The organism is Castellaniella sp. (genome assembly GCF_049650445.1).
GTDB lineage: Bacteria > Pseudomonadota > Gammaproteobacteria > Burkholderiales > Burkholderiaceae_B > Castellaniella.
In genome coordinates, this window is record NZ_JBASAD010000036.1 from 1 (window position 1) to 25,099 (window position 25,099).

Genomic DNA, 25,099 nt, shown 5'->3' on the forward strand with positions numbered 1-25,099 from the left:
GTACCAGCCTGCTCGCAGCCAAACCCGATGTCCTCATCGTCATCGGCAACGATCACCTGGCCAACAGCCGCACGCGTGCTTACCCGGATTTTCTGATTGGTATGGCACCGATGCATGTCGGCCCCTACGAATGGTACAAAGAGTGGCTGGGCTGTCGCGACTATCAGGTCAAGGGCAACCCTGCGGTCGCTGAGGCCGTGTTGCGCGGACTGAACCGGCGCGGCCACCGCATGCATGCCGAACGCGACAATCTGCGTTTTGACGATAACCTCTCGATCCCGGCGCTGCACATGAAGCTCGACGAGGGTGACATCACCGTGGTCCCGATTCTGCAGAACTGTACTGTTCCGCCCCTGCCCGATACGCACCAATGCTATGCGCTGGGCCAGTCCCTGGCTGACGTGATTGCCCATGACATGCCCGCCGACCTGCGCGTGGCGGTGCTGGGTTCGGGTGGCTTGAGCCATGAGCCGGGCGGTGCGCGCTACTGGTACATCGACAAGGAATTCGACCTCTGGTTCATGGAACTGATGGCCAGTGGCGACCACGACATGCTGCTCAAAGAACTGACGGTCGCCCGCATGGAGCAGGCCGGCTCCGGGGGCACCATGGAGGTACTGGCCTGGGTGGTGGTGGCCGGCCTGACGGGCCCGCGCTACGGCGCGCAGTCCGACTATGTCCTGCATAGCAACTTCAAGTGCGGGATCGGGGCCGTTCTATGGGATCTGAGCCGCACGGTCGACCAGCCGCTGCCCGTACGCGATCCCGGCCCGGTCACCACGGCACCTACGCTGCTGACGGCCTTTGATCCCAGCCTCGCCTCGCATGATCTGGTGCAGGATCTGAAATGGGACCCTCAACTCCGGGCGCGCTTTGCCACCCACGAATCAGACGTGCTGGATCGCTACCCCATGCGCCCCGAAGAGCGCCAGGCCATCGAGCAACGTGATTTTCGGGCGCTGTACGATCTGGGCTTTCACCCCTACCTGGGCGGTCAACTGGCACGGCTGATCTATGGCAACACAGCAGGCAAGGGTGCCACCATCGCGGTGCAAAAGCTGGTCGAATCCCTCCGTGGCCAGCAGATTGAAGCCTACGCCAGCGTGGAGGGCGTCACGGGGAAGGACTGACACGGGAATCGACCTCGCGCCATGCGCCGGGGGGCAGGTCTTCCAGGCCCCAGGGGCCGATGCGGATGCGCACCAGGCGCAAGGTGGGCAGTCCCACGGCGGCCGTCATGCGCCGGACCTGGCGATTGCGGCCTTCGTGAATGGTGATTTCCAGCCATGCGGTCGGGATGCTTTTGCGAAAACGCACCGGCGGATTGCGCGGCCAGAGCTGTGGTTCCGGCAGCCGGCGGGCCTGGGCGGGCAGGGTGGGGCCGTCCTTCAGCGTTACGCCGGTCCGCAGGTGCTGCAGTTGGGCCTCGGTCGGCTCCCCCTCGACCTGCACCCAGTAGGTTTTCGCCATCCGGTGCCGGGGATCGGCGATGCGTGCCTGCAGACGGCCGTCGTTGGTCAGCAGGAGCAGGCCCTCGCTGTCGCGGTCCAGACGCCCGGCCGGGTAGACGTCAGGGACATCGACGAAGTCCTTGAGCGTGGCGCGGCCCTGGTCGTCGCTGAACTGGGTCAGCACGTCGAAAGGCTTGTTGAGCACCAGCAGACGAGACCGCGCAGGCGGTTTCCGGGGTGTCCGGCGTGCACCGCCGGGTTGGGGACGTCGCGGCGGGGTTCCATCAGTCATGTGAGCCTTCCTGGGGCATGGGCGTGTGTGGCCATAGGTATCTGCCCAAAACAAAAAGCCCTTGATTCCATCTGGGATCAAGGGCTTCATGATACTTGGTGGCCGGGGGTACGATCCCGAAAGGGACGCAAACCGGCATGCATGCCGAGTCTTTTGAAAAGCGAGTGTGCCGGCGTCCAAAGCCCTGTTCCCGAGGCCGCCGTCGGATAGAATGGAGACACCGCCATCCGTCTTTGCAGGAGTCGCACATGACCGCCCGGATCAAGATCGATTTCGTCTCGGATGTGTCCTGTCCATGGTGCGCGGTGGGACTCGGCTCGCTGGAAAGCGCCTTGTCCAGGCTCCAGGGCGAGATCGAGGCGGAGATTCATTTTCAGCCCTTCGAGTTGAATCCGGACATGCCGCCCGAGGGGCAGGATACTGTGGAGCGCCTGTCGCGCAAGTACGGAATGACGCCTGAACAGGTGCGGCACAACGGCGAGCTCATCACGGCGCGTGGTCTTGAAGTCGGTTTTACGTTCAATATGGACAAGCGCACGCACACGTACAACACCTTCGATGCACATCGGCTTTTGCATTGGGCCGGCTTTGAAGGGCATCAGCTGGCATTGAAGCATGCGCTCTTGAAGGCGTACTTCACGGATGGCGAGAATCCCAGCGCGCATGATGTGCTGGTCAGGTTGTGCGGCGAGTCGGGGCTGGATGCCGGACGCGCGCGCGCGATCCTGGATTCTGACGAGTTCGCGGCGGATGTGCGCGAACGTGAGCATTTCTATGCACAGCAAGGCATCACTTCCGTGCCTTCCATCATCCTGAATGACCGGCATCTCATCCAGGGCGGGCAAACCCCCGAGGTCTTCGAGCGTGCGTTGCGGCAGGTGGCCGGAGCCCTCGCATCGTAAGCGCCCTTGGAGAAAAGCAGATTTGCCGAAAGCCAGATCGTCGTGGTGCTCAGAGAAAGCGAGGCTGGTCACCATCGCAACTGGGGATTTGGGCTGCGCTACCTGTATGGCCGCATAGCGTTCCTGCTTCTGACAATCGCTAAAAATGGGGGGAGATTACCGTGAACCACATACAGGCAGATGAAGAATCTCGTGTCGCTATTTTGATCGATTGTGACAATGTTCCCCCAGAAATCCTCGAATATGCACTATTGATATCGGCTCAGTTTGGACGTGCCACGATCCGACGTGGTTATGGCAACCAGAGAACCCTGGCTGATAGGTGGCGCGATGTGCTGGTCTCTTCTGCCTTTTCCCCTTGCCTGCAATATCAGTATGCTTCTGGCAAGAACACTGCCGATCTTGCCTTGGCGCTGGATGCGCTGGAGGCCCTGTTTGACGAGCGGGCTGATGTGTTTTGCCTGGTCACCAGCGATTCGGACTTTGCCTATCTTTGCCGCAAGTTGCGCGAACGTGGGTCTATGGTCTACATCATCGGTGAGCCTAAAACCCCAAGCGCGCTTCGCAATGCCAGTGATCAATTCTTTGAATGGATTCGAGAGGATGGTACAGCCACCCCGCTTGGCGAGGCAGGTTCAGAAGACACCAGGCAAAAGGCGGTGGATACCAAAGGCACTGCAAATAACAAGACAAAACCCCAGCAACGGCCAATCTTTGTTGTAAAGGCGGTCACCTTGCTTGCGAGTGAGTCGGTGGACGACAAGGTCCACCTTGGCCAGCTCGGGCAATATCTTAAGCGCACTGACCCCGCCTTTTCCCCTAAGACCTACGGATACACAGGCTTGCTGGAAATGTTGAAAACGTATGACCTGCTTGCCGTCCACAAGGAAAGCGCTGGTGGTTGGTCGGTGAGCGTGGTGAATGCTAAGCACTGAATGCAACAGGTGCTGTGCCCAGAACAAAAAGCCCTCAATTCCATTCGGAATCAAGGGCTTCATGTATTTGGTGGCCCGGGGCGGAATCGAACCACCGACACAAGGATTTTCAATCCTCTGCTCTACCGACTGAGCTACCGGGCCAAGACGCAGAATCATACATGAAAAATTGATCCTGTGCAGACAACGAGGCGTAAACGAGACGGTCGGCGTTCCATGACCGCGCGTGGCGTCCTATAATACAGTCCATCATCGTGTGCAACTACTTCTTGCGGGCATGTCCGTCGACGTCCTGACCTTTGGCTTGAACCACGTTTCCGCTCCGGTTTCGGTGCGGGAACGCGTGTCGTTTCCGCTCGATCTGGTTCAGCCCGCGCTGGCGGCCCTGCGTTCCACGTTTGGCAGCGGCGTGCGCGAAGCCGCCATTCTGTCCACCTGTAACCGCACGGAAATCTACTGTGCGGCCGATCCCGGCGTTGCGCCGGAACTGCCGGCCTGGCTGGCAGAGTTCAACCGGCTGGAAGCCGGCCTGCTGACGCCCCATCTGTATCAGTACCAGAAGAACGACGCCGTACGCCATGCCTTCCGCGTAGCCAGCGGCCTGGATTCCATGGTGCTGGGCGAACCGCAGATCCTGGGCCAGATGAAGGACGCCGTGCGCACGGCCGAACAGGCCGGCACGCTGGGCACCTTGTTGCACCAGTTGTTCCAGCGCACCTTCTCCGTCGCCAAAGAAGTCCGCTCGCAGACGGCCATCGGCGCGCATTCGGTGTCCATGGCCGCCGCCGCCGTGCGCCTGACCGAACGCGTGCTGGGGGACCTGTCCTGTAGCAACGTGCTGTTCATCGGCGCGGGCGAGATGATCGAACTCTGCGCCACCCACTTCGCTGCGGTGCGCCCGCGTCAGATCGCGGTGGCCAACCGCACGCTGGAGCGCGCCGAGACCCTGGCCGCCCAGTTCGACGCCCGCACCCTGAAGCTGTCGGAACTGCCGGATCACCTGGCCGAATTCGACGTGATCGTCTCCTGTACGGCCTCATCCCTGCCCATCCTCGGCCTGGGGATGGTGGAAAGGGCTGCGCGCGCACGGCGCCACCGTCCCATGGTGATGGTCGATCTGGCCGTGCCGCGCGACATCGAACCCGAGGTCGGTCGTCTGGCCGACGTCTATCTGTACACGGTCGACGATCTGGGGCGCATGGTGCAGTCCGGCACCGACGCTCGCCGCGCCGCCGTGGTCCAGGCCGAAGCCATCATCGAGGCGCGGGTGCGGCATTTCATGCACTGGCTCAGCAACCGCGAAATCGTGCCGGCGATCATCGACTACCAGCAAAGCGCCGACGCCTTGCGTCTGGCCGAACTGGACCGTGCCCGGCGGCTGCTGGCGCGGGGTGACGATCCTCAAGCCGTGCTCGAACTGCTGGCGCACAGCCTGACGCACAAATACATGCACGGCCCGTTGGCTGCGCTGAACCGCAGCGAGGGCGCCGAGCGCGACCAGATGTTGTCGCTGTTGCCCCGCCTGCTGCCCGAATCCGGCGCGCGTCGCCGGTAGCGGCGATCTCCTTTTCTTCGTGCCGATCCGGTCCCGCGCGGGCCGGGTGCCGGCTTTCTTGTGATTCCCCGGAACTTCCCCCATGAAAAGTTCGATGCGCAGCCGACTGGAACAGCTCGGCCACCGCCTGGCCGAGATCGATGCCCTGCTGGCCGAGCCGGACAGCGCCGATGACATGGACCGTTTTCGCAAATGGACACGCGAACGCGCCGAGCTGGAGCCGGTGGTGCGGGTCTTCGAATCCTGGCAGCGCGCGTGTGATGACCGGGACGCGGCGCGGGACATGCTGTCCGACCCCGACATGAAGGCGCTGGCCGAAGAAGAGCTGGCGGGCGCCGATGCGCGCATCGAGGCGCTGGAGGACGAGCTGCAGATCCTGCTGCTGCCGAAGAACCCGGACGATGACCGCAGCATCTTCCTGGAAATCCGCGCCGGCACGGGGGGAGACGAAAGCGCCCTGTTCGCAGGCGACCTGTTGCGCATGTACACCCGCTACGCGGAACTGCGCGGCTGGCGGGTGGAACTGATGTCCGAGAGCGAATCCGAACTGGGCGGTTACAAGGAAGTCATTGCCCATATCGAAGGCGACGGCGTCTACGGCCGGCTCAAGTTCGAGTCCGGCGCCCACCGCGTCCAGCGCGTGCCCGAGACCGAATCCCAGGGGCGGGTGCATACCTCGGCCTGCACGGTGGCGGTGATGCCCGAGGCCGATCCTCAGGCCGACATCCAGATCAATGCCAATGATCTGCGCATCGATACCTTCCGCGCCAGTGGGGCGGGGGGGCAGCACATCAACAAGACCGATTCGGCGGTGCGGATCACGCACTTGCCGACCGGCCTGGTGGTGGAGTGCCAGGACGACCGTTCGCAGCACCGCAACAAGGACAAGGCCATGCAGGTGCTGGCCGCGCGGCTGAAGGATCGTCAGCAGCAGGAAGTCCATGCCCGCGAGGCGGCCCAGCGCAAGAGCCTGGTGGGCTCCGGCGACCGGTCCGAGCGCATCCGCACCTACAACTTCCCGCAGGGGCGGGTCACCGATCATCGCATCAATCTGACCTTGTACAAGCTGGCGCAGACGATGGACGGCGACCTGGGTGAATTGACCGACGCCCTGCTGGCCGAGCACCAGGCCGAACAGCTCGCCGCGCTGGCGCTGGACTGAACATCATGAAACCACGCTCAAGCCCTGGGGGCGGGCGCGTTGCGGCCGCGCCCGGTATCCGTCGGCCATGAGCGCGCCGACGACCCTGCGCGCCGCTCTGGCAGCCAGCCCGCTGCCGCGCCTGGAGGCGCATCTGCTGTGGCAGCGGGTGCTGGGCGTGTCGCGCGCCTGGCTGATCGCGCATGACGCCGATCCCCTGGATCCGGTGCGTGTCGTCGCCTACCAGGCGCTGGAAGCGCGCCGGCTGGCGGGGGAGCCGATCGCCTACATCCTGGGCAGCCGGGAGTTTTTCGGCCGCGATTTCCAGGTCACCCCGGCGGTGCTGATCCCCCGGCCGGACACCGAACTGCTGGTCGAATGCGGCCTGCGGGCGATCCGGTCCGTGCGTGAACCTCGCGTACTGGACCTGGGTACGGGCAGCGGCATCGTGGCCGTGACGCTGGCGTTGGAGCGGCCCGACGCGCGCGTGCGGGCGACCGACTGCAGCGCCGAAGCTCTGGACGTGGCGCGAAAGAACGCACGCGCCCTGGGGGCGCAACTATGGTTTTCACACGGGAATTGGTACGATACAGAACTGGGTTCGGCGCGTTTCGATCTGATCGTCTCGAACCCTCCATACATCGACGCGCAGGACGCGCATCTGGGGCTGGGCGATCTGCGCTTCGAACCCGCGGGTGCCCTGACCGATGGGGCCGATGGCCTGCAGGCCCTGCGCGACATCGTGCAGGGGGCGCCGGATCATCTGTCTCCGGGCGGAGCCCTGTGTGTGGAACACGGTTGGGACCAGGCGGCGGCCGTCCGGTCCCTGTTTTTGAACCGGGGATTCGCCGACGTCGCCAGCGAGCGGGACCTGTCTGGCATCGAACGCGTCACCCGGGGGCATTTTTGATTTTAAGCGAGACCACCATGAGCGAAGCAGTCCAGTCCGAAGTCCAGAATTTCATCCGTGAAACGGTCACCGGCCATCCGGTCGTCCTGTTCATGAAGGGTACGGCCCAGTTTCCGCAATGCGGCTTTTCGGGCCGCGCGATCCAGGTCCTGAAGGAAATCGGCGTCACCAAGCTGGTGACCTTCAACGTGCTCGAAGATCCCGAAGTCCGTCAGGGCATCAAGGACTATGCCAACTGGCCGACGATTCCCCAGCTCTACGTCAAGGGCGAGTTCATCGGTGGCACCGACATCATGAACGAGATGCATCAGAACGGTGAACTGGCTCAACTGCTGAAGGACGCCGGGGCGATCGAGTGAGTTCCCCTGCGGGGGCCTCTGATCCGGTCAAGCGTCTGGTCGTCGGCATCAGCGGTGCGACCGGCGTCCGGTACGCCACGCGGCTGCTGGAAATCGCGCGGGCGCACGGTGGGGTGGAAACCCATCTCGTCATGTCGCCGTCCGGCGTGCTGAACGTCCGTCACGAGCTGGGTCTGGATCGTCAGGCCGTGCATGCCCTGGCCGATCACGTCCATAGTTTCCGCGACGTGGGTGCGGTGCTGGCCAGTGGCAGTTTCCGCACGGCCGGCATGGTGGTGGCGCCCTGTTCCATGCGGACGTTGGCGGCCGTGGCGCACGGCCTGTCGGACAACCTCATCACGCGGGCGGCGGACGTGACCCTCAAGGAACGCCGTCGGCTGGTGCTGATGGTGCGTGAAACCCCCTTCAATCTGGCGCATCTGCGCAACATGACGGCGGTGACCGAGATGGGCGGGGTGATTTTCCCGCCCTTGCCGGCGTTCTACCTGCGCCCGGCCACGCTGGACGATCTGATCGACCACACTGCCTGCCGTGTGCTGGAGTTTTTCGATATTTTCGTGCCTGGACCGCGTTGGGAAGGTCTCGATGAGCCGGGCATCCGCCACTCGCAGGGTGCCGGGGCTGCTTGATGTGCCGCCCCCACCTGTTTCCCGGAATGTGAGCATGATCAAAAAAGTCCCTGTGTCCCAATTGTGCGTCGGCATGTACGTGCATGACCTGGGTGGCTCTTTCCTGGATCATTCCTTCTGGCGTTCGCGCTTTCTGATCCAGAACGAACGCAAGCTGAAAAGGCTGCAGACGTCCCGGCTGGAGTGGGTGCTGATCGACACCAACCGGGGCATCGACCTGCGCTCCGGTGGGCCGGACGCCGTCGCGCCTGAGCCTCAGTCTGCGTCTCCGGCGCCCGGCGCGGCGCATTCCGCCGCGAAGTCGCATGCCGCTGAATCTCCGTCGCAGCCGCTCACACCCGAACAACAGGCCTTTGACGACGCCAAGGACATCATCGATGGCTCGCGTGAACAAGTAAAGCAATTGTTCGCCGATGCGGAACTGGAGGGCAAGATCGACCTGCGCCAGATCGAGGGCCTGGTTCAGGACATGGCCGATTCCATCGAAGGCCATCCGGACGCCTTGACCAGTCTGGCCCGCATCAAGCGCGCCGACCAGTATCTCTACGCGCACTCCGTGGCGGTGTCGGCGCTGATGACCGCGCTGGCGCGGACCCTGGAGCTGTCCGACGAACAGGTGCGTCTGGCCGGCATGGCCGGCCTGCTGCACGACATCGGAAAGATTCGTGATCCCGACGAGGTGCCCGGCAAGCTCGGCCGCCCGATCCAGCCGCCGCAGGAACTGCTGCGCAAGCATCCGGGCAGCGGTGCCGCGGTGCTGAGCCAGGACTCGAGCGTACCCCCCGAGGTCATCGACGTCTGTCTGCACCACCACGAGCGTGCCGACGGCAAGGGTTTCCCCGACGGGCTGCTTGGCGAGAACACCAGCCTGCTGGCCCGGATGGCCGCCATTTGCAATTACTACGACGAAGTCACCTCGACGCGGCCTTTCAAGAAAGGCTGGGACCCCGCCTTCGCGCTGTTCAAGATGCTGAAGTCTTCGGGCCAGTTCGACATGGACGTGCTGGGCGCCTTCGTGCGTACGGTGGGGCGCTATCCGCTGGGGTCCATCATCAGTCTGACGCAGAGCGAGCTGGGTCTGGTGGTGGAGCAGAACCCGGACACGCCGGAACTGCCCGTGGTCAAGATCTTCTATTCCATCCGCTGGAGCCACGCCATCCCGGAGCGCCGGGTGAATCTGGCCGATCCCGACTGCCCCAGCCGCGTCCTGCCCGTGGTCGCGCCGGTGGACTGGGCCCAATCAGGCTTGCCCGTGCCGTCCATTCTCTAGGATCTGGACGGAGGCGAACCGGCTCCGGCTGTCCGGGGTCGTGCACGCAAGCCGATCAGCACCGCCAGGACGATGCCCGTGGCGGCGAAGGTGCCTGTGGCGGTCCAGGTCCATTGCCAGTCGCCGCCTGCCCGGTTGACTACCCAGGCCACCACGGGCGGTCCGGCGAACTGACCCAGGGACGAGCCTTGCTGCATCCAGCCGATGGTCGTGGAGGTCGTCTGCGGGCTGGGCGCCAGGGTCAGCCCCAGCACGAACAGCGTGGCCGGCACCAGGCCGCCCACCATGGAAAACATCAACACGGCCACGAACTGGCCTGATGCGGGCAGACCGGCGCCAAACGCAGCCCAGGCGCACAGAATCATGGTGGCCAGCCCGGCCACCAGCAGTTGCCAGCCGGGTACTCCGCGATGCAGCAGGCGGCCGGCGGCTAGATTGCCGATCGCGTTGACGCCCGCGACGATGGCCGTCAGCAGCCCCGCCGTGGTGCCGCCGACGCCCTGGACGGCGTAGATCGTTGGCAGGAAACCGATCACCGCGATCCACTGGCCCGCATACAGGCCGAAGGTCAGGGCCAGCAGCCAGACGTTCAACGAACCCAGCGTCGTCCGGGTCAACTGCACCGGGGAATGCCGTGGCTGATCGGAGGCGGCAACGGGGTCCGGCGGCACGAGGTGTGCGGTGAGCAGCAGGCAGCACAGCGTCAGCGCCGCCAGCAGCGACCACAGCAACTGCCAACTGCCCACACTGAGCACCCAGGACCCCGTCAGCAGGATGACTACGGTGCCCAGCGGCATGTAACTGCCCCACAGGCCCATGATGCGGCTCAGCCGGTCCGGCGGCACGAGGCGGCGGATCAGCGCGGGAGTCGGCATGGCCACCATCAGCACGCCGAGGCCCTCGGCGGCGCGGCATAGCAGCACCAGCAGGCTGGTGTCCAGCAGGGCGCCCAGCATCGAGGTGGCCGCCAGGATGGCCAGGCCGATCAGAACGCAGCGGCGCAGGCCGATGCGTTCGGCCACCAGCGCGATCGGCAGGCCCAGGATCAACCCGCCGAGCTGCACGGCCGACAGCAGGAAGCCCGATTCCACCAGGCTGAGATGAAATTCGGCTTGCAACTGGGGCAGGGCCGGGGGCACTTTCCAGATGTGCAGTGCGGCGCACATGCCGACCAGCACCAGAAACAGGGCCGCGCGCACGGCGGCATGGATCTCGGGTGCAGTGCGGGATTCAGGGTCGGCGTGTAGCGGCATGGGCGATCAGAGAGGGTCAGGGAGAAGCGGTTTTACGGGGCAGCCAGTGCCAGAACATCCAGGCGGCGACGAAGCCCAGGGCGCCGATGGCGGTGATGCCGCTGGCGAGTGACAGCGCCGCAGTGACGGCGGACATCAGCAAGGGGCCGCCGCCGCCGCCGAGGTCGGTGATCAGCCGCCAGAGGCCCAGGAACCGGGTGCGGTCGCCAGGCGGGGAGGCGTCGGCGCCGATGGTCATGATGATGCCCGAGCCGATGCCGTTGCCTACGCCCAGCACCATGCTGACCATCAGCAGGCCGACGAATCCCGCCGTCCAGGGAATGGCGATCAGGCTGGCACCCATGATCAGCATGCAGGGCAGGGCGACCCAGTGGCGGCCGTGCAGGTCCATGATCCGGCCCGCGGGATAGAACAGCAGCATGTCCACGCCACCCATGATGCCGTAGATCAGGGCGGTCTGCGTGGCGTCCAGGCCGATCTGATCGGCCCAGAGCGGGATGACGATCTGGCGGCAGGCGCGGATCGCCGCAACCAGCGCGGTGGCCACCCCCAGTGTCAGGAGGACGCCTGCGTGTGCGCGAGCCAGGTCCGCCAGGGACAGTGGCGGGGCGTTGCGGTGCGCGGTGCGGTCGCGGGGTTCGAGATCCGGGACGCTGAAGGCCAGGATGCCGGCGCCCAAGAGGGCCAGAATGGCGGCCCAGTAGGCCCCTTGCAGCCCCAGCAGGTGGATGAAGCCGGCAGCCATGAAGGGGCCTGCGAACAGCCCCACCCGCATGGTGCCTCCCAGTGTGGACATGGCGCGCGCGCGCATGTGGGGCGGTACGGCCTCGATCAGGTAGGTCTGGCGAGCCAGCAGAAAGACGGAACTGGCCAGGCCGACCATCAGGACGCCCAGGCCGAAGGTCCAGGGGGTACGGGCAATCAGGCACAGCACCAGCGCGGCCAGGCTGAAAGCGGCGGCGCCGATCATGGCGCGGCGTTCGCCGTAGCGGTTGGTCAGCGCAGCGGCCGGCAGGTTGGCGAGCATCGAGCCGATGCCGATCAGGGCGACGATCAGGCCGGCTTGTGCGGAACTGGCACCCAGTTCGCGGGCGCTGAGGGCGAGGACGGGGTAGATGGCGCCTTCGCCCAGGCCGAAAAGCAGGGAAGGACCAAATGCCGGCAGGGCGATCCGCGCCAGGCTGAAGGAATCGGAGGAGGGAGGCACGCCGGAAGGGTCGTGATGACCAAATCGGCATTGTCGCATACGGTAGGCGCGGCTGTGTCCGAATGCGACCCGAATGCGACCCGGATGCGGCGCAGTGGGTGAGTTTCCCTATTCCCTTCATGGAAATTGGCAGATTCAATCAGAGATCAGATTAGGCGTTATTACCGATTGCGAGAGGCTTCAAGTTTCGTGCATCATGCACGCGCTCTCAGCCGTTTACAAAGCGGCACATTTAACCGGTTTACCAACCAACTTAGGGGCTCTCTCTCATGCAACGTCGTTCCTTCCTCAAGAAGGCTGCCCTCGGTGCGGCCGCTGGCGGCGCCACCCTGGCCGCTCCCGTCTTCGCCCAGGAATCGCCCACCCTCACGTGGCGTCTGGCTTCCAGTTTCCCCCGCAGCGCCGACGCCATCTATTCCGGTGGCGAAAACGTCGCCAAGTTCGTCTCCGAGGCGACTGGGGGCAAGTTCCAGATCCGCGCCTTTCCTGGTGGCGAAATCCTGCCCGCGCTGGGTGTGCTCGACGGCGTGCAGAACGGCACGGTCGAATGCGGCCATACCGCGTCCTACTACTATTTCGGCAAGGATCCGGCCCTGTGCTTCGACGGCGCCGTGCCCTTCGGCCTGAACACCCGCCAGTACAACGCCTGGGTGCGTCACGCCGGCGGCCTGCAGGTGCTGCGCGAGATGTTCGCCAAGTTCAACATCGTGAACTTCCCCTGCGGCTACACCGGCACCCAGATGGGTGGCTGGTTCCGCAAGGAAATCAAGACGGTCGATGATCTCAAGGGCCTGAAGTTCCGCACGGCGGCCTTCGCCGGCGCGGTGTTGATGAAGCTCGGCGTGGTGCCGCAGCAGATTGCCGGCGGCGACATCTACCCGTCCCTGGAAAAGGGCACCATCGACGCGGCCGAATGGATCGGCCCCTATGATGATGAAAAACTCGGCTTCCACCGCGTGGCGCCGTTCTACTACTTCCCCGGCTGGTGGGAAGGCACGCTGCAGGTGTCCCTGTACGTCAACAAGGACAAGTACGAAGCCCTGCCCAAGCACTATCAGGCTGTGCTGGACCAGGCTTCCGCCCTGGCGACCAACACCATGATCGCGACCTACGACGCCGAGAACCCCAACGCCCTCAAGCGCCTGATCGCCGAAGGCGCCAAGCTGCGCGCTTTCCCGAAGCCCGTCATGGACGCCTGCTACAAGGCCGCCCAGGAAACCTACGCGGAGCTGTCCGCCAAGGATGCGGGATTCAAGAAGATCCATGACGCTTACATGGGCTTCCGCGACCATGAAATCCCGTGGTTCCGCATTGCTGAAGGCAGCTTCGACCAATACATGGCCACGGCCGCCAAGTAATCGACGCCTCGTGCCGGCCTTCTTTCAAGGCCGCTCATGACCGGTTCACGCGCTAGCCCCCCTCGAGGGGGCTTGCGCGTGTCCGGGTGCAACCCCTTTTTCATCGGCTCTCACCATGAATGCACTTCTCGCCCTGTCGCGAGCGATTGACGCCGTCAATCGCCGCGTGGGCCGGGCCGTGACCTGGTTGATCCTGCTTGCCGTTCTCGTCAGTTCCATCAATGCGACGGTCCGCAAGCTGTTCAACGTCAGTTCCAATGCCTGGCTCGAATTGCAGTGGTATCTGTTCGGCGCCATCTTCCTGTTGGCGGCCGGCTATACCCTGCTCAAGAACGAACACGTCCGCGTCGACGTCCTGGCCTCGCGCTTTTCGCGGCGCACCCAACTCTGGATCGAAGTCTTCGGCGTGCTGTTCTTCCTGCTGCCCGCCTGCGGGCTCATCATGTGGCTGTCCTGGCCGTTCTTCATGGACGCCTACGTGAACCACGAGCAATCCTCGAACGCGGGCGGCCTGATCCGCTGGCCGGCCAAGCTGCTGATTCCCATCGGCTTTGCCCTGCTGGTGGCTGCCGGCGTGTCGCACATGATCAAGAGCATCGGTTGTCTGCTTGGCCGCTGCCCTGATCCCCGCGACGTGCACACGGGCAAGTCCGCCGAGGAACTGCTCGCCGAAGAAATCGCCCGCGAGGCGCAACAGCGCGAGTCCTCCTCGCATGAGGGGCACTGACCATGGAAGCATTGTTACTGGCTTATATGGCGCCGATCATGTTCGGCATGCTGGTGGTCCTGCTGTTGCTGGGGTTTCCGGTGGCTTTTTCCCTGGCAGCCAACGGGATTTTGTTCGGCCTGATCGGGATCGACCTGGGTCTGCTGTCTCCGGCGCTGTTCCAGGCCCTGCCCCAGCGCGTGTTCGGCGTGATGGGCAACGAGTCCCTGCTGGCGGTGCCGTTCTTCACCTTCATGGGCTTGATCCTGGAACGCTCCGGCATGGCCGAGGATCTGCTGGAGACTGTCGGCCAGTTGTTCGGTCCGCTGCGCGGCGGCCTGGCGATCGCGGTCGTTCTGGTGGGTGCGATGCTGGCGGCGACGACTGGCGTGGTGTCTGCCTCGGTGATTTCGATGGGGCTGATCTCGCTGCCCATCATGCTGCGCTACGGCTATGACCGCAAGCTGGCGGCCGGCGTGATCGCGGCCTCCGGCACACTGTCGCAGATCATCCCGCCCTCGTTGGTGCTGATCGTGCTGGCCGACCAGTTGGGCCGCTCCATTGGCGACATGTACAAGGGTGCCTTCCTGCCGGGCTTCGCCCTGACGGGGCTGTACATCTTGTACGTCGTTGCGATCGCCTTGTTCAGGCCGAAATCGGCACCCGCCATCCCGCCCGAGGCGCGCACCTTCATCGAGCCCAGCGGCGGGCACGGCATCCCTTCGCTGCTGGTGCTGATGGCCCTGTCCGTCGGTATTTCCGTCGTGGGTGTGGAACTGCTGCTGGACGACGGGACGCACGTGGACGAACTGATCGTCACCAGCATCCTTCTCTGGGGCGTGGCGGCTTTCGTCATGGCCGGGGTCAACAAGATCCTGCGTCTGGGGCTGCTCTCGCAGATCGCCGAGCGCGTGACCTTCGTCATGATTCCGCCGCTGGCACTGATCTTCCTGGTGCTGGGCACGATCTTCATCGGCGTGGCCACGCCGACCGAAGGCGGCGCCATGGGCGCGGTCGGTGCGCTGGTGATGGCCATGATCAAGCGACGGCTGAATTTCACGCTGCTGCGCCAGGCCATGGACACCACCACGACGCTGACCTGCTTCGTGGTGTTCATCCTGATCGGCTCCTCGGTGTTCAGCCTGACCTTCCGTGGCGTGAACGGCGACCTGTGGGTCGAGCATCTGCTCACGGGCCTGCCGGGCGGCGAGATGGGCTTCCTGATCGTGGTCAGCCTGCTGACCTTTGTTCTGGCCTTCTTCCTGGACTTCTTCGAGCTGGCCTTCATCATCGTGCCGCTGATCGGGCCGGTGGCCGACAAGATGGGCATCGACCTGATCTGGCTGGGCATCCTGCTGGCCGTGAACATGCAGACGTCTTTCATGCACCCGCCGTTCGGTTTCGCGCTGTTCTATCTGCGGTCGGTGGCGCCCAAGGAAGACTACCAGGATCGGATCACCGGCAAGACCATCGCCAAGGTCACCACCGGCGATATCTATTGGGGCTCGATCCCCTTCATCGTGATCCAGATCGCCATGGTGATCCTGGTGCTGTTGTATCCCGGCATGGTCACGCACTACAAGGCGGACCGGCCCCAGGTGAACATCGAGGACGTCAAGCTCGATATGGGCAACTTCGGTGGCTATGGTGCCGATACCGGGGGCCAGGCGAGCGAGCCCTCGGATCAGGACTACAACAGTATGTTCAAGTAGGGCCTGTGTCGCGTCCGGCCCCGCCTCAGCGGGGCCGGCGCGCGCGGATCATGTCCACCCATGCCGCCAGTGGCATGGGGCGGGCCAGCAGATAGCCTTGCTGGGCGTGGCAGTCGTGTTCGAACAGGAACCGGGATTGCGCTTCGGTTTCCACGCCCTCTGCGACCACGCGCAGATCGAGCTTGTCGGCCATCGCCAGGATCAGTTGGACGATGGCGAGGCTGTCGCTGTCGCCCGGGATGTCCTGGACCAGGCTTTTGTCGATCTTCAGTTCGTACAGCGGCAGGCGCTTCAGGTAGGCCAGGTTGGAATAACCGGTGCCGAAATCGTCGATGGAAAAACGGATTCCCAGCAGGGCCAGTGCCTGCATGCGCCGGGTGACGGCCTGTATATCCTGGATCAGCACGCCTTCGGTGATCTCGAAGATCAGCCGATTGCCCGGGATGTTCTTGTTTGCCAGCGTGTCGCGCACGGTTTCGACGAACTGGGGTTCCATCAACTGCCGGGGGCTGACGTTCAGGGACAGGGGGTAGGTCTCGCCTTCTTCCTGCAGCGTCACCAGGGCGTCGCAGGCGAATTGCAGGGACCAGCTCCCCAGCAGGCTGATCAGGCCGGTTTCCTCTGCGATGGGGATGAACAGGGCGGGTGAGACCGGCCCTCGGGTGGGGTGGGTCCAGCGGGCCAGCAGTTCGCCGCCGGTGACGCGCCCGTCGTGGCCGAACTGAGGCTGGATGTACAGGGTGAGGTGCGGTGTGCCGATGGTCTGCAGCAGATCATGTTCCAGCCAGAGTCGCTGCTCGACCTCGGATTGCAGGCTCTGCTCGTAGAACGTGACCTGGTTGCCGCCGTGCTGCTTGGCGCGGTGGGTGGCCATGTCGGCCTCGCGCATCACGGAGTCGATGGTCTGGCTGTCCGCCTGGATCAGGGTCAGGCCGATGCTGCCGGTGACATAGATGGGCTTGCCCTGGACGGAGAATGCGCTGTTGCAGACGGCGATCCGCAGTTTCTCGGCCACATGCATGGCATTGCGGGCAGCATCGTTGACTTTGCTGCTCAGATCGTCGAGCAGCACGATGAACTCGTCGGCGCTGACGCGCGACACCATATCCTGGTCGCGCACGCTGGTCCGCAAGCGGTCCGCAATGCCGCACAGCACCTGGTCGCCGGTGTCATGTCCATGCATGTCGTTGATTCGCTTGAAGCCGTCCAGATCAATCAGCAGCAGTGCGCCGATGGGCCGGCCCGGTCTGGCCGATTCGAGCATCTGCGTCAGATGGCTCAGTGCCGTGCGCCGGTTGGGCAGGCCGGTCAGCGCGTCGTAGACGGCCAGGTGGTGAGCGGTCTCCTCGGCGCGCAGCCGTTCGGTGATGTCGGTGGCGACCGTGCAGATGGCTTCCAGGGTTCCGTCCGGGTCGCGCATGGGCGCCTTGATCGTCAGGAAGGTGCGTGGCTCGCCCTGACGCGGTTGCAGGGTCATCTGCGACACGCTGCGTTCGTGGGAATCGATCACGGCCTGGTCGCTGCTGCGGATGCGGGACAGGGATTCGGCGTCGTCCAGGACGTCTTCGTCTCGCAGGCCGATGAGCTGGCCTTCGTTCAGGCCCAGGAATGCTTCGTGTTTGTCGTTGGCGAAGGTATAGCGGAAGTCCAGGTTCTTGATGCCGACAGCGGCGTCGATGGCGTCCAGGATGGCTCCCAGGCGGCGCTCGCTGCGCCGCAGACGCCGCCGCTGGTGGCGAAGCTGGGTGCGCAGCACCAGGGTCACGATCAGGGTCAGGATCAGCAGTCCGCTCAGGCCGCCGACGATCCAGCGGCCGTATAGGCTCAGCAGGGATTGGGAACGCGGCAGGCGCCAGTTGTCCAGGGTGTGATAGTAGAACGAGCCCGGGGAGGCCTGCCAGGCGCTGAGGTGGCGGTCGATGGCCGCAAGGACTGTGGGGAAGCGGCCCTTCGGGGCGGCGAAGTAGGCCTGAGTGGGTTGAAAGATGATGGGTGTGGCGACGAGCTTGTGTTCTTGCGCCAGCAGTTCGCCGGCGTAGAAATCGGCCACCACGGCGTCGTCCTGGCCGGCCAGCACGCGCCGGAAACCGGCGTCCAGGTTCAGGACCGGGTCGATGCGGGCGTTGATGCCCAGGCTGGGCAGGGCGGTTTTCAGGTAGTCCTGCTGGAGTGAGCCTTCCAGGACCGCGATAGCGTGATTCTTCAGGTCCTCGATCGAGCGCAGGGTATGGTCCGGCCGGGCATAGACCTGAGACCAGCTATGCAGTGCCGGGACGTGATGCAGATTGAACGTCTGGGCCCGTTCCAGAGTGTAGAAGACGTCGGGCAACAGGTCGATCTTGCCCTCCGCCAGCAACTGCATGCACTGCGCCCAGTGGCAGGCCTGGGTCCGGATCGTCCAGCCCTCCTGGCGGGCGATTTCGTTCAGCAGTTCGCCGAGGATGCCCGCCGGGCGGCCGTCCCGGGCGATGTAGATGTCGGGTTTCTGGTCGTAGATGCCGACGTCCAGGGTCAGGGCGGCGCGCGCGTGCGGTGCGAACAGCCCCAGGCACAGCACCAAGGCTGGCAAGAGGATGCTGCAATACACGCGGTGCAGGCGAGCGCGAAAGGCCATAAGGGTTCGGTCCGGGGACCGGATGAGCGGCGCCCGGTCCCCCGCAGGCGGGGCGGTGCCTATGGCGCGCTGGCACGAATCCAAAAGAGAACATCATAGTGCGAGGCGGAACAAATCAAAATGGCGCACAGTCCGCAGGATTGTCATCAGTTGTACGGATTGTGAACCAATATGAAAACCGCGTCGTGAACCTTTGCTCGTCTGACCCAGTGTCGGGGTTAGGGCGCCGCAGGTGCGTGGGCGGCGTACAATGCCGGCACGCATTTCCATTGCATTCCCCCAAAAGGTGGATCATGTCCCAGCGATTTCTTGCGGATGCGCGCGCCCGGATCGGGCAGTTGCGCGAAGAAGGCTTCTACAAGTCCGAGCGTGTCATCGCCAGCCAGCAGTCTGCTCGTGTGCGCCTGTCTGACGGCGCCAGCGTGCTGAATTTTTGCGCCAACAACTACCTGGGACTGGCCAACGATCCGCGCCTGATCCAGGCCGCTGCCGATGGCCTGGCGGCCGACGGTTTCGGTCTGGCGTCGGTGCGTTTCATCTGTGGCACCCAGACGGGACACAAGGCACTGGAATCCGAACTGGCTCATTGGCTGGGGATGGGCGACGCGATCCTGTATTCCAGTTGCTTCGACGCCAACGGCGGTCTGTTCGAGGCCCTGCTGGACGAGCAGGACGCCATCGTCAGCGACGCACTGAACCACGCCAGCATCATCGACGGCATCCGCCTGAGCAAGGCGCGCCGCTACCGCTACGCCAACAACGACATGGCCGACCTGCGCGCGCAGCTTCAGGCCGCCCGTGACGGCGGGGCGCGGCACATCATGATCGCTACCGATGGCGTGTTCTCCATGGACGGCATCATCGCCGACCTGGCGTCGATCTGCGATCTGGCCGATGAATTCGACGCCCTGGTGATGGTGGACGATTCCCATGCCGTGGGCTTCATGGGTGCGGGCGGTCGTGGCACGCCGGAACACTGCGGCGTCGCGAACCGGGTCCACATCCTGACCGGGACGCTGGGCAAGGCGCTGGGCGGGGCCTCGGGCGGCTACGTCGCGGCCGATCCCGTGATCGTCGAGCTGCTGCGCCAGCGCTCGCGGCCCTATCTGTTTTCCAATACGCTTGCCCCCGCCATCGTGGCGGCGTCGCGGCGGGTGATCGAACTGCTGCAGGACGCCGAAGGCGCCGATCTGCGCGCCCGCGTCCACCGCAACGGCGCGCATTTCCGCCGCGAGATGCAGGCGCTGGGCTTCGATCTGGTGCCCGGCGAACATCCGATCATTCCGGTGATGCTGGGCGACGCCGCGCTGGCTGGTCGCATGGCCGACGCCCTGCTGGCGCAGGGCATTTACGTGATCGGCTTTTCCTATCCCGTGGTGCCCAAGGGGCGTGCCCGCATCCGCACCCAGATGAGCGCGGCCCACACGCCCGAGGACATCGGCCGCGCCGTCCAGGCCTTCGCCCGCGTCGGACGAGACCTGGGCGTTATTGCCTGACGGCCACTTCCCGGAGATTGTCATGAGAGCCTTGGCCAAAATGCAGCCTGCCGTCGGGCTGGAAATGGTGGATGTCCCGAAGCCCGTCATCGGGCACAACGACCTGTTGATCCGCATCCGCAAGACCGCCATCTGCGGCACCGACATCCACATCTGGAAATGGGACGACTGGGCCGCGCGCACCATCCCCGTGCCCATGCACGTCGGCCATGAATACGTGGGCGAAGTCGTCGAAATCGGTCAGGAAGTCCAGGGCTTCCGGATCGGCGACCGCGTTTCCGGCGAAGGGCACATCACCTGCGGCCATTGCCGCAACTGCCGTGCCGGCCGTCGCCATCTGTGCCGCAACACTCAGGGTGTGGGCGTCAACCGTCCCGGCGCTTTCGCCGACTATCTGGTGATCCCGGCCTTCAACGCCTTCCGCATTCCGGATGACGTGTCCGACGATCTGGCTGCGATCTTCGATCCCTACGGCAACGCCACCCACACGGCGCTGGCCTTCGATCTGGTGGGCGAGGATGTGCTGATCACAGGGGCCGGTCCGATCGGCGCCATGGCGGCGGCGATTGCCCGCCACGTGGGCGCGCGCAACGTCGTCATCACCGACGTCAACGATTACCGCCTGGATCTGGCTGCCCGCATGGGTGCCAGCCGAACGGTGAACGTGGCCCGCGAGGACCTGCGCGACGTGATGCGTGAACTGGGCATGACCGAGGGCTTCGACGTGGGCCTGGAAATGTCCGGCGTGCCCAGTGCCTTTGCCTCGATGCTGGGTCAGATGAATCATGGCGGCAAGATCGCCATGCTGGGCATCCTGCCCGACGGCGTGGGCATCGACTGGAGCCAGGTCATCTTCAAGGGGCTGGAGATCAAGGGGATCTACGGCCGCCAGATGTTCGAGACCTGGTACAAGATGGTCGCCATGTTGCAAAGCGGCCTGGATCTGTCCCCCATCCTGACCCACCACTACCCGGTGGCTGACTTCCGCCAGGGCTTCGAGGCGATGCTGTCAGGCCAGAGCGGCAAGGTCATCCTGAATTGGAATTAAGCGCTACAGCCGCCGCAGCAATCCGTCGATTTCCGCTCGCCCCATCCCGCGTGCCAGCGCCAGCCGCAGGGCGATGCGCGCTTGCAGTGGATTGAGCGCATGGGCGGCCAGCGAGCCGCCGGCCTGTGCCGCGTCGTCGGTGACCAGGCCGTCCGGCACCCGGCTGGCGCGCACGCACACCAGGCCCCGGCGGATCGCCTGAGCGCAGCCCCGCACAGCGGCGGGACTGAGGCTGCCGTTGCCCATGGCGGCGACCACCAGGCCGCGCGATCCGGCCTGAATCGCGGCGGCGTAGGGGTATGCGGGCGCATCCTGGTAATCGAGAATGACGTCCACCGGGGGCAGCGTCCGCAGGCCGGACAGGGCGAAGGGGGCCGTAGCCGGCAGATCGGGTCGGACTGAATAGCGCGCCTGGCCGTCGGTGACCGCGCCCAGCACGCCCGTGCCGTCCGCCCCGAAGGCGTCCACCCGCGTGGTGTGGCGCTTGGCCGCGTGCCGTGCCGCGACGATGCAGTCGTTCAGGACCACCAGCACGCCCCGGTCGCGGCTGGCCGGATCGGCTGCCGTCAACAGGGCGTTCACCAGATTCAGCGGCCCGTCGGCGCTCAGGGCCGAGGCCGGGCGCATCGCGCCGACCAGCACGACGGGCTTGGGGCTGCGCACCGTCAGGTGCAGGAAGAAGGCGGTTTCTTCCAGGCTGTCGGTCCCGTGGGTCACGACCACCGCGTCCACGTCCGGCGCGCGCAGGTGGCGCTCTATCAGGCGCGCCAGCCGCAGGACCTGGGCGGTGCCCAGATTCCGGCTGTCCACGTTGAACGGCTGTTCGCAGCGGATCTCGGCCACGTCGCGGGCGCCGGGGATCGCCGCCAGCATGGCTTCGATCCCCTGGGTGACCTGGTAGCCGGTCAGTGTGCGGGCGTCGCCTGCCGTGGCGGCGATGGTGCCGCCCGTGCCGATCAGGACCAGACGCGGTCGCATCGGTCCCGACGGGTTCGTCCTGGAGGCGCGCGGGCGGGGCATCAGGGGTACAGGCCGCGCACCTGACGGGCTTCGAGGATGCGGGTGCAGGCCACGATGAAGGATGCCGTGCGCAGCGACACGCCGTGCTGGCGGGCGACCCCCGACACGGCCGCGTAGGCGGCCCGCATCATGGCTTCCAGACGGTGGTTGATTTCCTGCTCCGTCCAGAAGAAGCTGGAGAAGTCCTGCACCCACTCGAAGTAGCTGACCGTGACGCCGCCCGCGTTGGCGACCACGTCCGGGACGATGATCGTGCCCTTGGCCGAGATGATGTCGTCGGCTTCGGGGGTGGTCGGGCCGTTGGCGCCTTCGACCAGGATGCGGGTATGGATCAGGTCGGCGTTGTCGTGGGTGATCTGGCCTTCCAGGGCGGCCGGAATCAGGATTTCGGTTTCCAGCGACCAGAATTCCTGGGGCGTGAGCGTCTCGGAGTCGGGGGCGCCGCCCACGCCGCCGCTTTCGCGCACGTGATCGAACAGGGCCAGGACGTTCAGGCCGCGGGCGTTGTGGATGATGCCGGTGTGGTCGTACACCGCGATGACCTTGGCGCCGGCTTCGTGAAACAGACGCGCAGCGGTGCCGCCCACGTTGCCGAAGCCCTGGATGGCGATGCGTGCGCCCTTGATGTCGATGCCGGACTCGCGTGCGGCTTCGCAGGCGGCCACGTAGACGCCGCGGCCGGTGGCTTCGACGCGGCCCAGGCTGCCGCCCAGTGCGATCGGCTTGCCCGTCACCACGCCGGTGGTGGTGGCGCCTTCGTTCATGGAGTAGGTGTCCATCATCCAGGCCATGATCTGACCGTTGGTGTTCACGTCCGGCGCGGGGATGTCCTTGTTGGGGCCGATGATGTCATGGATTTCGCTGGTGTAGCGGCGCGTGATGCGTTCCAGTTCGCCCAGGGAGTGCTTGCGCGGGTCGATGCGGATGCCGCCCTTGGCGCCGCCGAAGGGCAGGTTCACGGCGGCGGACTTGACCGACATCCAGGCCGACAGGGCCATGACTTCGGACAGGGTCACGTCCTGATGGTAGCGCACGCCGCCCTTGCCGGGCCCGCGCGAGGTGTTGTGCTGCACCCGATAGCCTTCAAAGTGGGCGACGGAACCGTCATCCAGTTCCACCGGCACGTCCACGATCAGGATGCGTTTGGGGCGCTTCAGGGTTTCGACCCAGCGCGCCAGAGAGCCCAGGTAGGGCGTGACACGGTCGACCTGTTCCAGGTAGATGCCCCAGGGACCGGGATGGGCGGGGTCCAGATAGGAGGGCAGGACTTGGGGAAGCGGTTCGGACATGATGGGCAGCCTTTGGTGTGAGTGCAGGGCAGTCAGAGACATGCGATTGACCCCATTTTAGTGCCGCAAGGGCGTTCTGTGTCCGGGCGGGGGCTAGGGCTCTCTGGCGGTTATATCGAATCAACGTTTTTTTCGTTCCGCCCGGAACAGTGGGCGGGCACACTGGGTACTTCCGTCGGCGCAAAGCCGGCTTTGCGCCATGGAGAAAAAATCGTGTCGATGACGCTGTCCCCGCCGCAGGCGGCGCGCTGGGAGGCCCTGCTGGCGGGTCTCGCGCGCATTGTGGACATCCACCCGGATGCGCTGCTGGCCTCGTCCATGGGGATCGAGGACACCTTGCTGATCCACGCCGTGGCGCAACTGCCCCGGCCGTTGGAGGTTTTCATGCTGGACACCGGCCGCCTGCACGCGGCAACACTGGGCATGGTGGACGTCATACGGGATCGCTATGGTATCGAGACGCGCGTGATGCAGCCCGATCCGCAGGCCGTGCAGGACCACGTGGCCGCGCACGGCGAGTTCGCCTTTTATGAAAGTGTGGAATTGCGCCAGGCCTGCTGCGGCATTCGCAAGGTCGAACCGCTGCGCCGCGCGCTGGCGGGCCATACGGCCTGGATCACCGGCCAGCGGCGCGAGCAGTCCCTGACCCGGGTCGAATTGCCCGACACGCAGTGGGACGACACGTTCGGCCTGCAGAAATTCAATCCCCTGGCGTTCTGGACGACCGACGAAGTCTGGGGCGTGGCGCGCGCGCTGGACGTGCCCTACAACCCGCTGCACGACCGGGGATATCCCTCCATCGGTTGCGAACCCTGTACACGCGCCGTGCGCCCCGGCGAGGATGCGCGCGCCGGGCGCTGGTGGTGGGAACAGCGCGACAGCCGCGAATGCGGCCTGCATGCCGGTAATTTGCGCACGGCGGGAACACCGGGCGTGCGCCCGCGCACCCCTCTTTCCACGGACTTCACGGAAACATCGACATCATGAGCACTGCCGTACTCACTCGCACGCACCTCGACTGGCTGGAATCCGAAGCCATCCACATCCTGCGCGAAGTCGCCGCCGAATGCGCGCGGCCCGTGCTGCTGTTTTCCGGCGGCAAGGATTCCTGCGTGCTGCTGCGCCTGGCGGAAAAAGCCTTCCGCCCGGGGCGCTTTCCCTTTCCCCTGATGCACATCGACACCGGTCACAACTTCCCCGAGGTGATTGCCTTTCGCGACCGTCGCGCGGCGGAGCTGGGCGAGGAACTGATCGTGCGCAGCGTCGAGGATTCCATCGCGCGCGGTACGGTGGTTTTGCGCCACGCCAACGATTCGCGCAACGCGGCCCAGGCCACGACACTGCTGGAATCGATCGCGGAATTCGGCTTTGACGCCTGCATCGGCGGCGCCCGCCGGGACGAGGAAAAGGCCCGCGCCAAAGAACGCATCTGCTCGTTTCGCGACGAGTTCGGTCAGTGGGACCCCAAGGCCCAGCGTCCGGAGCTCTGGAATCTGTACAACACCCGCGTGCATCCGGGCGAGAACATCCGCGTCTTCCCGATCTCGAACTGGACCGAACTGGACGTCTGGCAGTACATCGAGCGCGAAGGTCTGGAACTGCCCTCGATCTACTACACCCACGAGCGCGAAGTCGTGCGCCGCAACGGTCTGCTGGTCCCCATCACGCCGCTGACGCCGCCGCGCGAAGGCGAACGCCCCGAACACCTGAGCGTGCGCTTTCGCACGGTGGGGGACGTGTCCTGCACCTGCCCGGTGGCGTCCACCGCAGCCACGCCGGCCGACATCATCGCCGAGACGGCCGTCACCACCATCACTGAGCGCGGCGCTACGCGCATGGACGACCAGACCAGTGAGGCGTCGATGGAACGGCGCAAGAAACAAGGCTATTTCTGAGCGCCTGGCCTGACAAGCCCATGCATCCGAACTTGAGCATCCAAATCGGATCAAGGA

General features: G+C 65.1%; 22 protein-coding genes and 1 tRNA gene. 16 read left to right on the plus strand and 7 right to left on the minus strand.

Annotated features, from left to right (window positions below; translation table 11 throughout):
* On the plus strand, positions 1-1,130 hold a 1,130-nt coding region (locus tag WA983_RS12610), incomplete at its 5' end, for a hypothetical protein (RefSeq protein WP_424312129.1).
* Here WA983_RS12610 and WA983_RS12615 read toward each other — a convergent pair.
* Positions 1,114-1,743, minus strand: a complete 630-nt coding sequence (locus tag WA983_RS12615; protein ID WP_424312130.1) for a pseudouridine synthase — start codon at positions 1,741-1,743, stop codon at positions 1,114-1,116. The two genes, WA983_RS12610 and WA983_RS12615, sit on opposite strands and share 17 nt — an antisense overlap.
* A 248-nt stretch (positions 1,744-1,991) precedes the next feature.
* On the opposite strand from WA983_RS12615, the gene WA983_RS12620 reads away from it, so the two are divergent.
* Together WA983_RS12620 and WA983_RS12625 are read left to right on the plus strand one after the other, a co-directional pair.
* Positions 1,992-2,645: a DsbA family oxidoreductase gene (locus WA983_RS12620; RefSeq protein WP_424247828.1), complete on the plus strand. Its 654-nt coding sequence runs from the start codon at positions 1,992-1,994 to the stop codon at positions 2,643-2,645.
* 161 nt (positions 2,646-2,806) lie between these two features.
* Entirely contained in the window at positions 2,807-3,580 is a 774-nt protein-coding gene (locus tag WA983_RS12625; protein WP_424247830.1) for an NYN domain-containing protein, read from the plus strand.
* 68 nt (positions 3,581-3,648) lie between these two features.
* Here WA983_RS12625 and WA983_RS12630 read toward each other — a convergent pair.
* Positions 3,649-3,724: transfer RNA gene (locus WA983_RS12630), tRNA-Phe, on the minus strand.
* A gap of 133 nt (positions 3,725-3,857) precedes the next feature.
* Between WA983_RS12630 and hemA the strand changes: the two genes are divergently transcribed.
* From hemA to WA983_RS12660, 6 genes are all read left to right on the plus strand, one after another.
* Positions 3,858-5,135 carry a glutamyl-tRNA reductase gene (gene hemA, locus WA983_RS12635; protein WP_424247835.1) on the plus strand — a complete coding sequence of 426 codons (1,278 nt, stop codon included), beginning with the start codon at positions 3,858-3,860 and terminating at the stop codon, positions 5,133-5,135.
* An 82-nt stretch (positions 5,136-5,217) separates the two neighbouring features.
* Positions 5,218-6,297, plus strand: coding sequence for a peptide chain release factor 1 (gene prfA, locus WA983_RS12640; RefSeq protein ID WP_424247837.1), 1,080 nt, complete (start codon positions 5,218-5,220; stop codon positions 6,295-6,297).
* A 67-nt stretch (positions 6,298-6,364) separates the two neighbouring features.
* On the plus strand, positions 6,365-7,186 hold the full coding sequence (gene prmC, locus WA983_RS12645) for a peptide chain release factor N(5)-glutamine methyltransferase (RefSeq protein WP_424247839.1): 822 nt from the start codon (positions 6,365-6,367) through the stop codon (positions 7,184-7,186).
* A 17-nt stretch (positions 7,187-7,203) separates the two neighbouring features.
* Complete coding sequence (grxD, locus tag WA983_RS12650; RefSeq protein WP_424247841.1) at positions 7,204-7,545, plus strand: Grx4 family monothiol glutaredoxin; 342 nt, start codon at positions 7,204-7,206, stop codon at positions 7,543-7,545.
* The gene (locus WA983_RS12655; RefSeq protein ID WP_424247843.1) at positions 7,542-8,174 is read left to right on the plus strand and encodes a UbiX family flavin prenyltransferase; all 633 of its coding nucleotides are present in this window, start codon (positions 7,542-7,544) and stop codon (positions 8,172-8,174) included. The genes grxD and WA983_RS12655 overlap by 4 nt, the downstream gene beginning before the upstream one ends.
* Before the next feature lie 34 nt (positions 8,175-8,208).
* Positions 8,209-9,444, plus strand: a complete 1,236-nt coding sequence (locus WA983_RS12660; protein ID WP_424312131.1) for an HD-GYP domain-containing protein — start codon at positions 8,209-8,211, stop codon at positions 9,442-9,444.
* On the opposite strand, the gene WA983_RS12665 is transcribed toward WA983_RS12660, so the two are convergent.
* The gene (locus WA983_RS12665; RefSeq protein ID WP_424247847.1) at positions 9,441-10,697 is read right to left on the minus strand and encodes a CynX/NimT family MFS transporter; all 1,257 of its coding nucleotides are present in this window, start codon (positions 10,695-10,697) and stop codon (positions 9,441-9,443) included. The genes WA983_RS12660 and WA983_RS12665 overlap by 4 nt on opposite strands.
* Positions 10,698-10,713: 16 nt before the next feature.
* The gene (locus tag WA983_RS12670; RefSeq protein WP_424247849.1) at positions 10,714-11,943 is read right to left on the minus strand and encodes an MFS transporter; all 1,230 of its coding nucleotides are present in this window, start codon (positions 11,941-11,943) and stop codon (positions 10,714-10,716) included.
* Between the two features lie 230 nt (positions 11,944-12,173).
* On the opposite strand from WA983_RS12670, the gene WA983_RS12675 reads away from it, so the two are divergent.
* From WA983_RS12675 to WA983_RS12685, 3 genes are all read left to right on the plus strand, one after another.
* Positions 12,174-13,262 carry a TRAP transporter substrate-binding protein gene (locus tag WA983_RS12675; RefSeq protein ID WP_424247851.1) on the plus strand — a complete coding sequence of 363 codons (1,089 nt, stop codon included), beginning with the start codon at positions 12,174-12,176 and terminating at the stop codon, positions 13,260-13,262.
* 115 nt (positions 13,263-13,377) lie between these two features.
* Positions 13,378-13,989 carry a TRAP transporter small permease subunit gene (locus WA983_RS12680; protein WP_424247852.1) on the plus strand — a complete coding sequence of 204 codons (612 nt, stop codon included), beginning with the start codon at positions 13,378-13,380 and terminating at the stop codon, positions 13,987-13,989.
* Between the two features lie 2 nt (positions 13,990-13,991).
* On the plus strand, positions 13,992-15,680 hold the full coding sequence (locus WA983_RS12685) for a TRAP transporter large permease (RefSeq protein ID WP_424247854.1): 1,689 nt from the start codon (positions 13,992-13,994) through the stop codon (positions 15,678-15,680).
* A 25-nt stretch (positions 15,681-15,705) separates the two neighbouring features.
* On the opposite strand, the gene WA983_RS12690 is transcribed toward WA983_RS12685, so the two are convergent.
* Complete coding sequence (locus tag WA983_RS12690) at positions 15,706-18,294, minus strand: EAL domain-containing protein (protein WP_424247856.1); 2,589 nt, start codon at positions 18,292-18,294, stop codon at positions 15,706-15,708.
* Positions 18,295-18,587: 293 nt separating this feature from the next.
* On the opposite strand from WA983_RS12690, the gene WA983_RS12695 reads away from it, so the two are divergent.
* Positions 18,588-19,790, plus strand: a complete 1,203-nt coding sequence (locus tag WA983_RS12695) for a glycine C-acetyltransferase (protein ID WP_424312132.1) — start codon at positions 18,588-18,590, stop codon at positions 19,788-19,790.
* Between the two features lie 22 nt (positions 19,791-19,812).
* Positions 19,813-20,838, plus strand: a complete 1,026-nt coding sequence (gene tdh / locus WA983_RS12700; protein ID WP_424247860.1) for an L-threonine 3-dehydrogenase — start codon at positions 19,813-19,815, stop codon at positions 20,836-20,838.
* A gap of 3 nt (positions 20,839-20,841) precedes the next feature.
* On the opposite strand, the gene WA983_RS12705 is transcribed toward tdh, so the two are convergent.
* A complete protein-coding gene (locus tag WA983_RS12705) occupies positions 20,842-21,816 on the minus strand; it encodes an asparaginase (protein WP_424312133.1) in 975 nt (324 codons plus the stop codon).
* 41 nt (positions 21,817-21,857) lie between these two features.
* Positions 21,858-23,147, minus strand: coding sequence for a Glu/Leu/Phe/Val family dehydrogenase (locus WA983_RS12710; protein ID WP_424251865.1), 1,290 nt, complete (start codon positions 23,145-23,147; stop codon positions 21,858-21,860).
* A gap of 219 nt (positions 23,148-23,366) precedes the next feature.
* Here WA983_RS12710 and WA983_RS12715 point away from each other — a divergent pair, with 219 nt between their 5' ends.
* Together WA983_RS12715 and cysD are read left to right on the plus strand one after the other, a co-directional pair.
* Positions 23,367-24,134: a phosphoadenylyl-sulfate reductase gene (locus WA983_RS12715; protein ID WP_424250181.1), complete on the plus strand. Its 768-nt coding sequence runs from the start codon at positions 23,367-23,369 to the stop codon at positions 24,132-24,134.
* Positions 24,131-25,042, plus strand: coding sequence for a sulfate adenylyltransferase subunit CysD (cysD, locus tag WA983_RS12720; RefSeq protein ID WP_424250179.1), 912 nt, complete (start codon positions 24,131-24,133; stop codon positions 25,040-25,042). Before WA983_RS12715 ends, cysD begins: the two co-directional genes overlap by 4 nt.
* Positions 25,043-25,099: the final 57 nt, after the last annotated feature.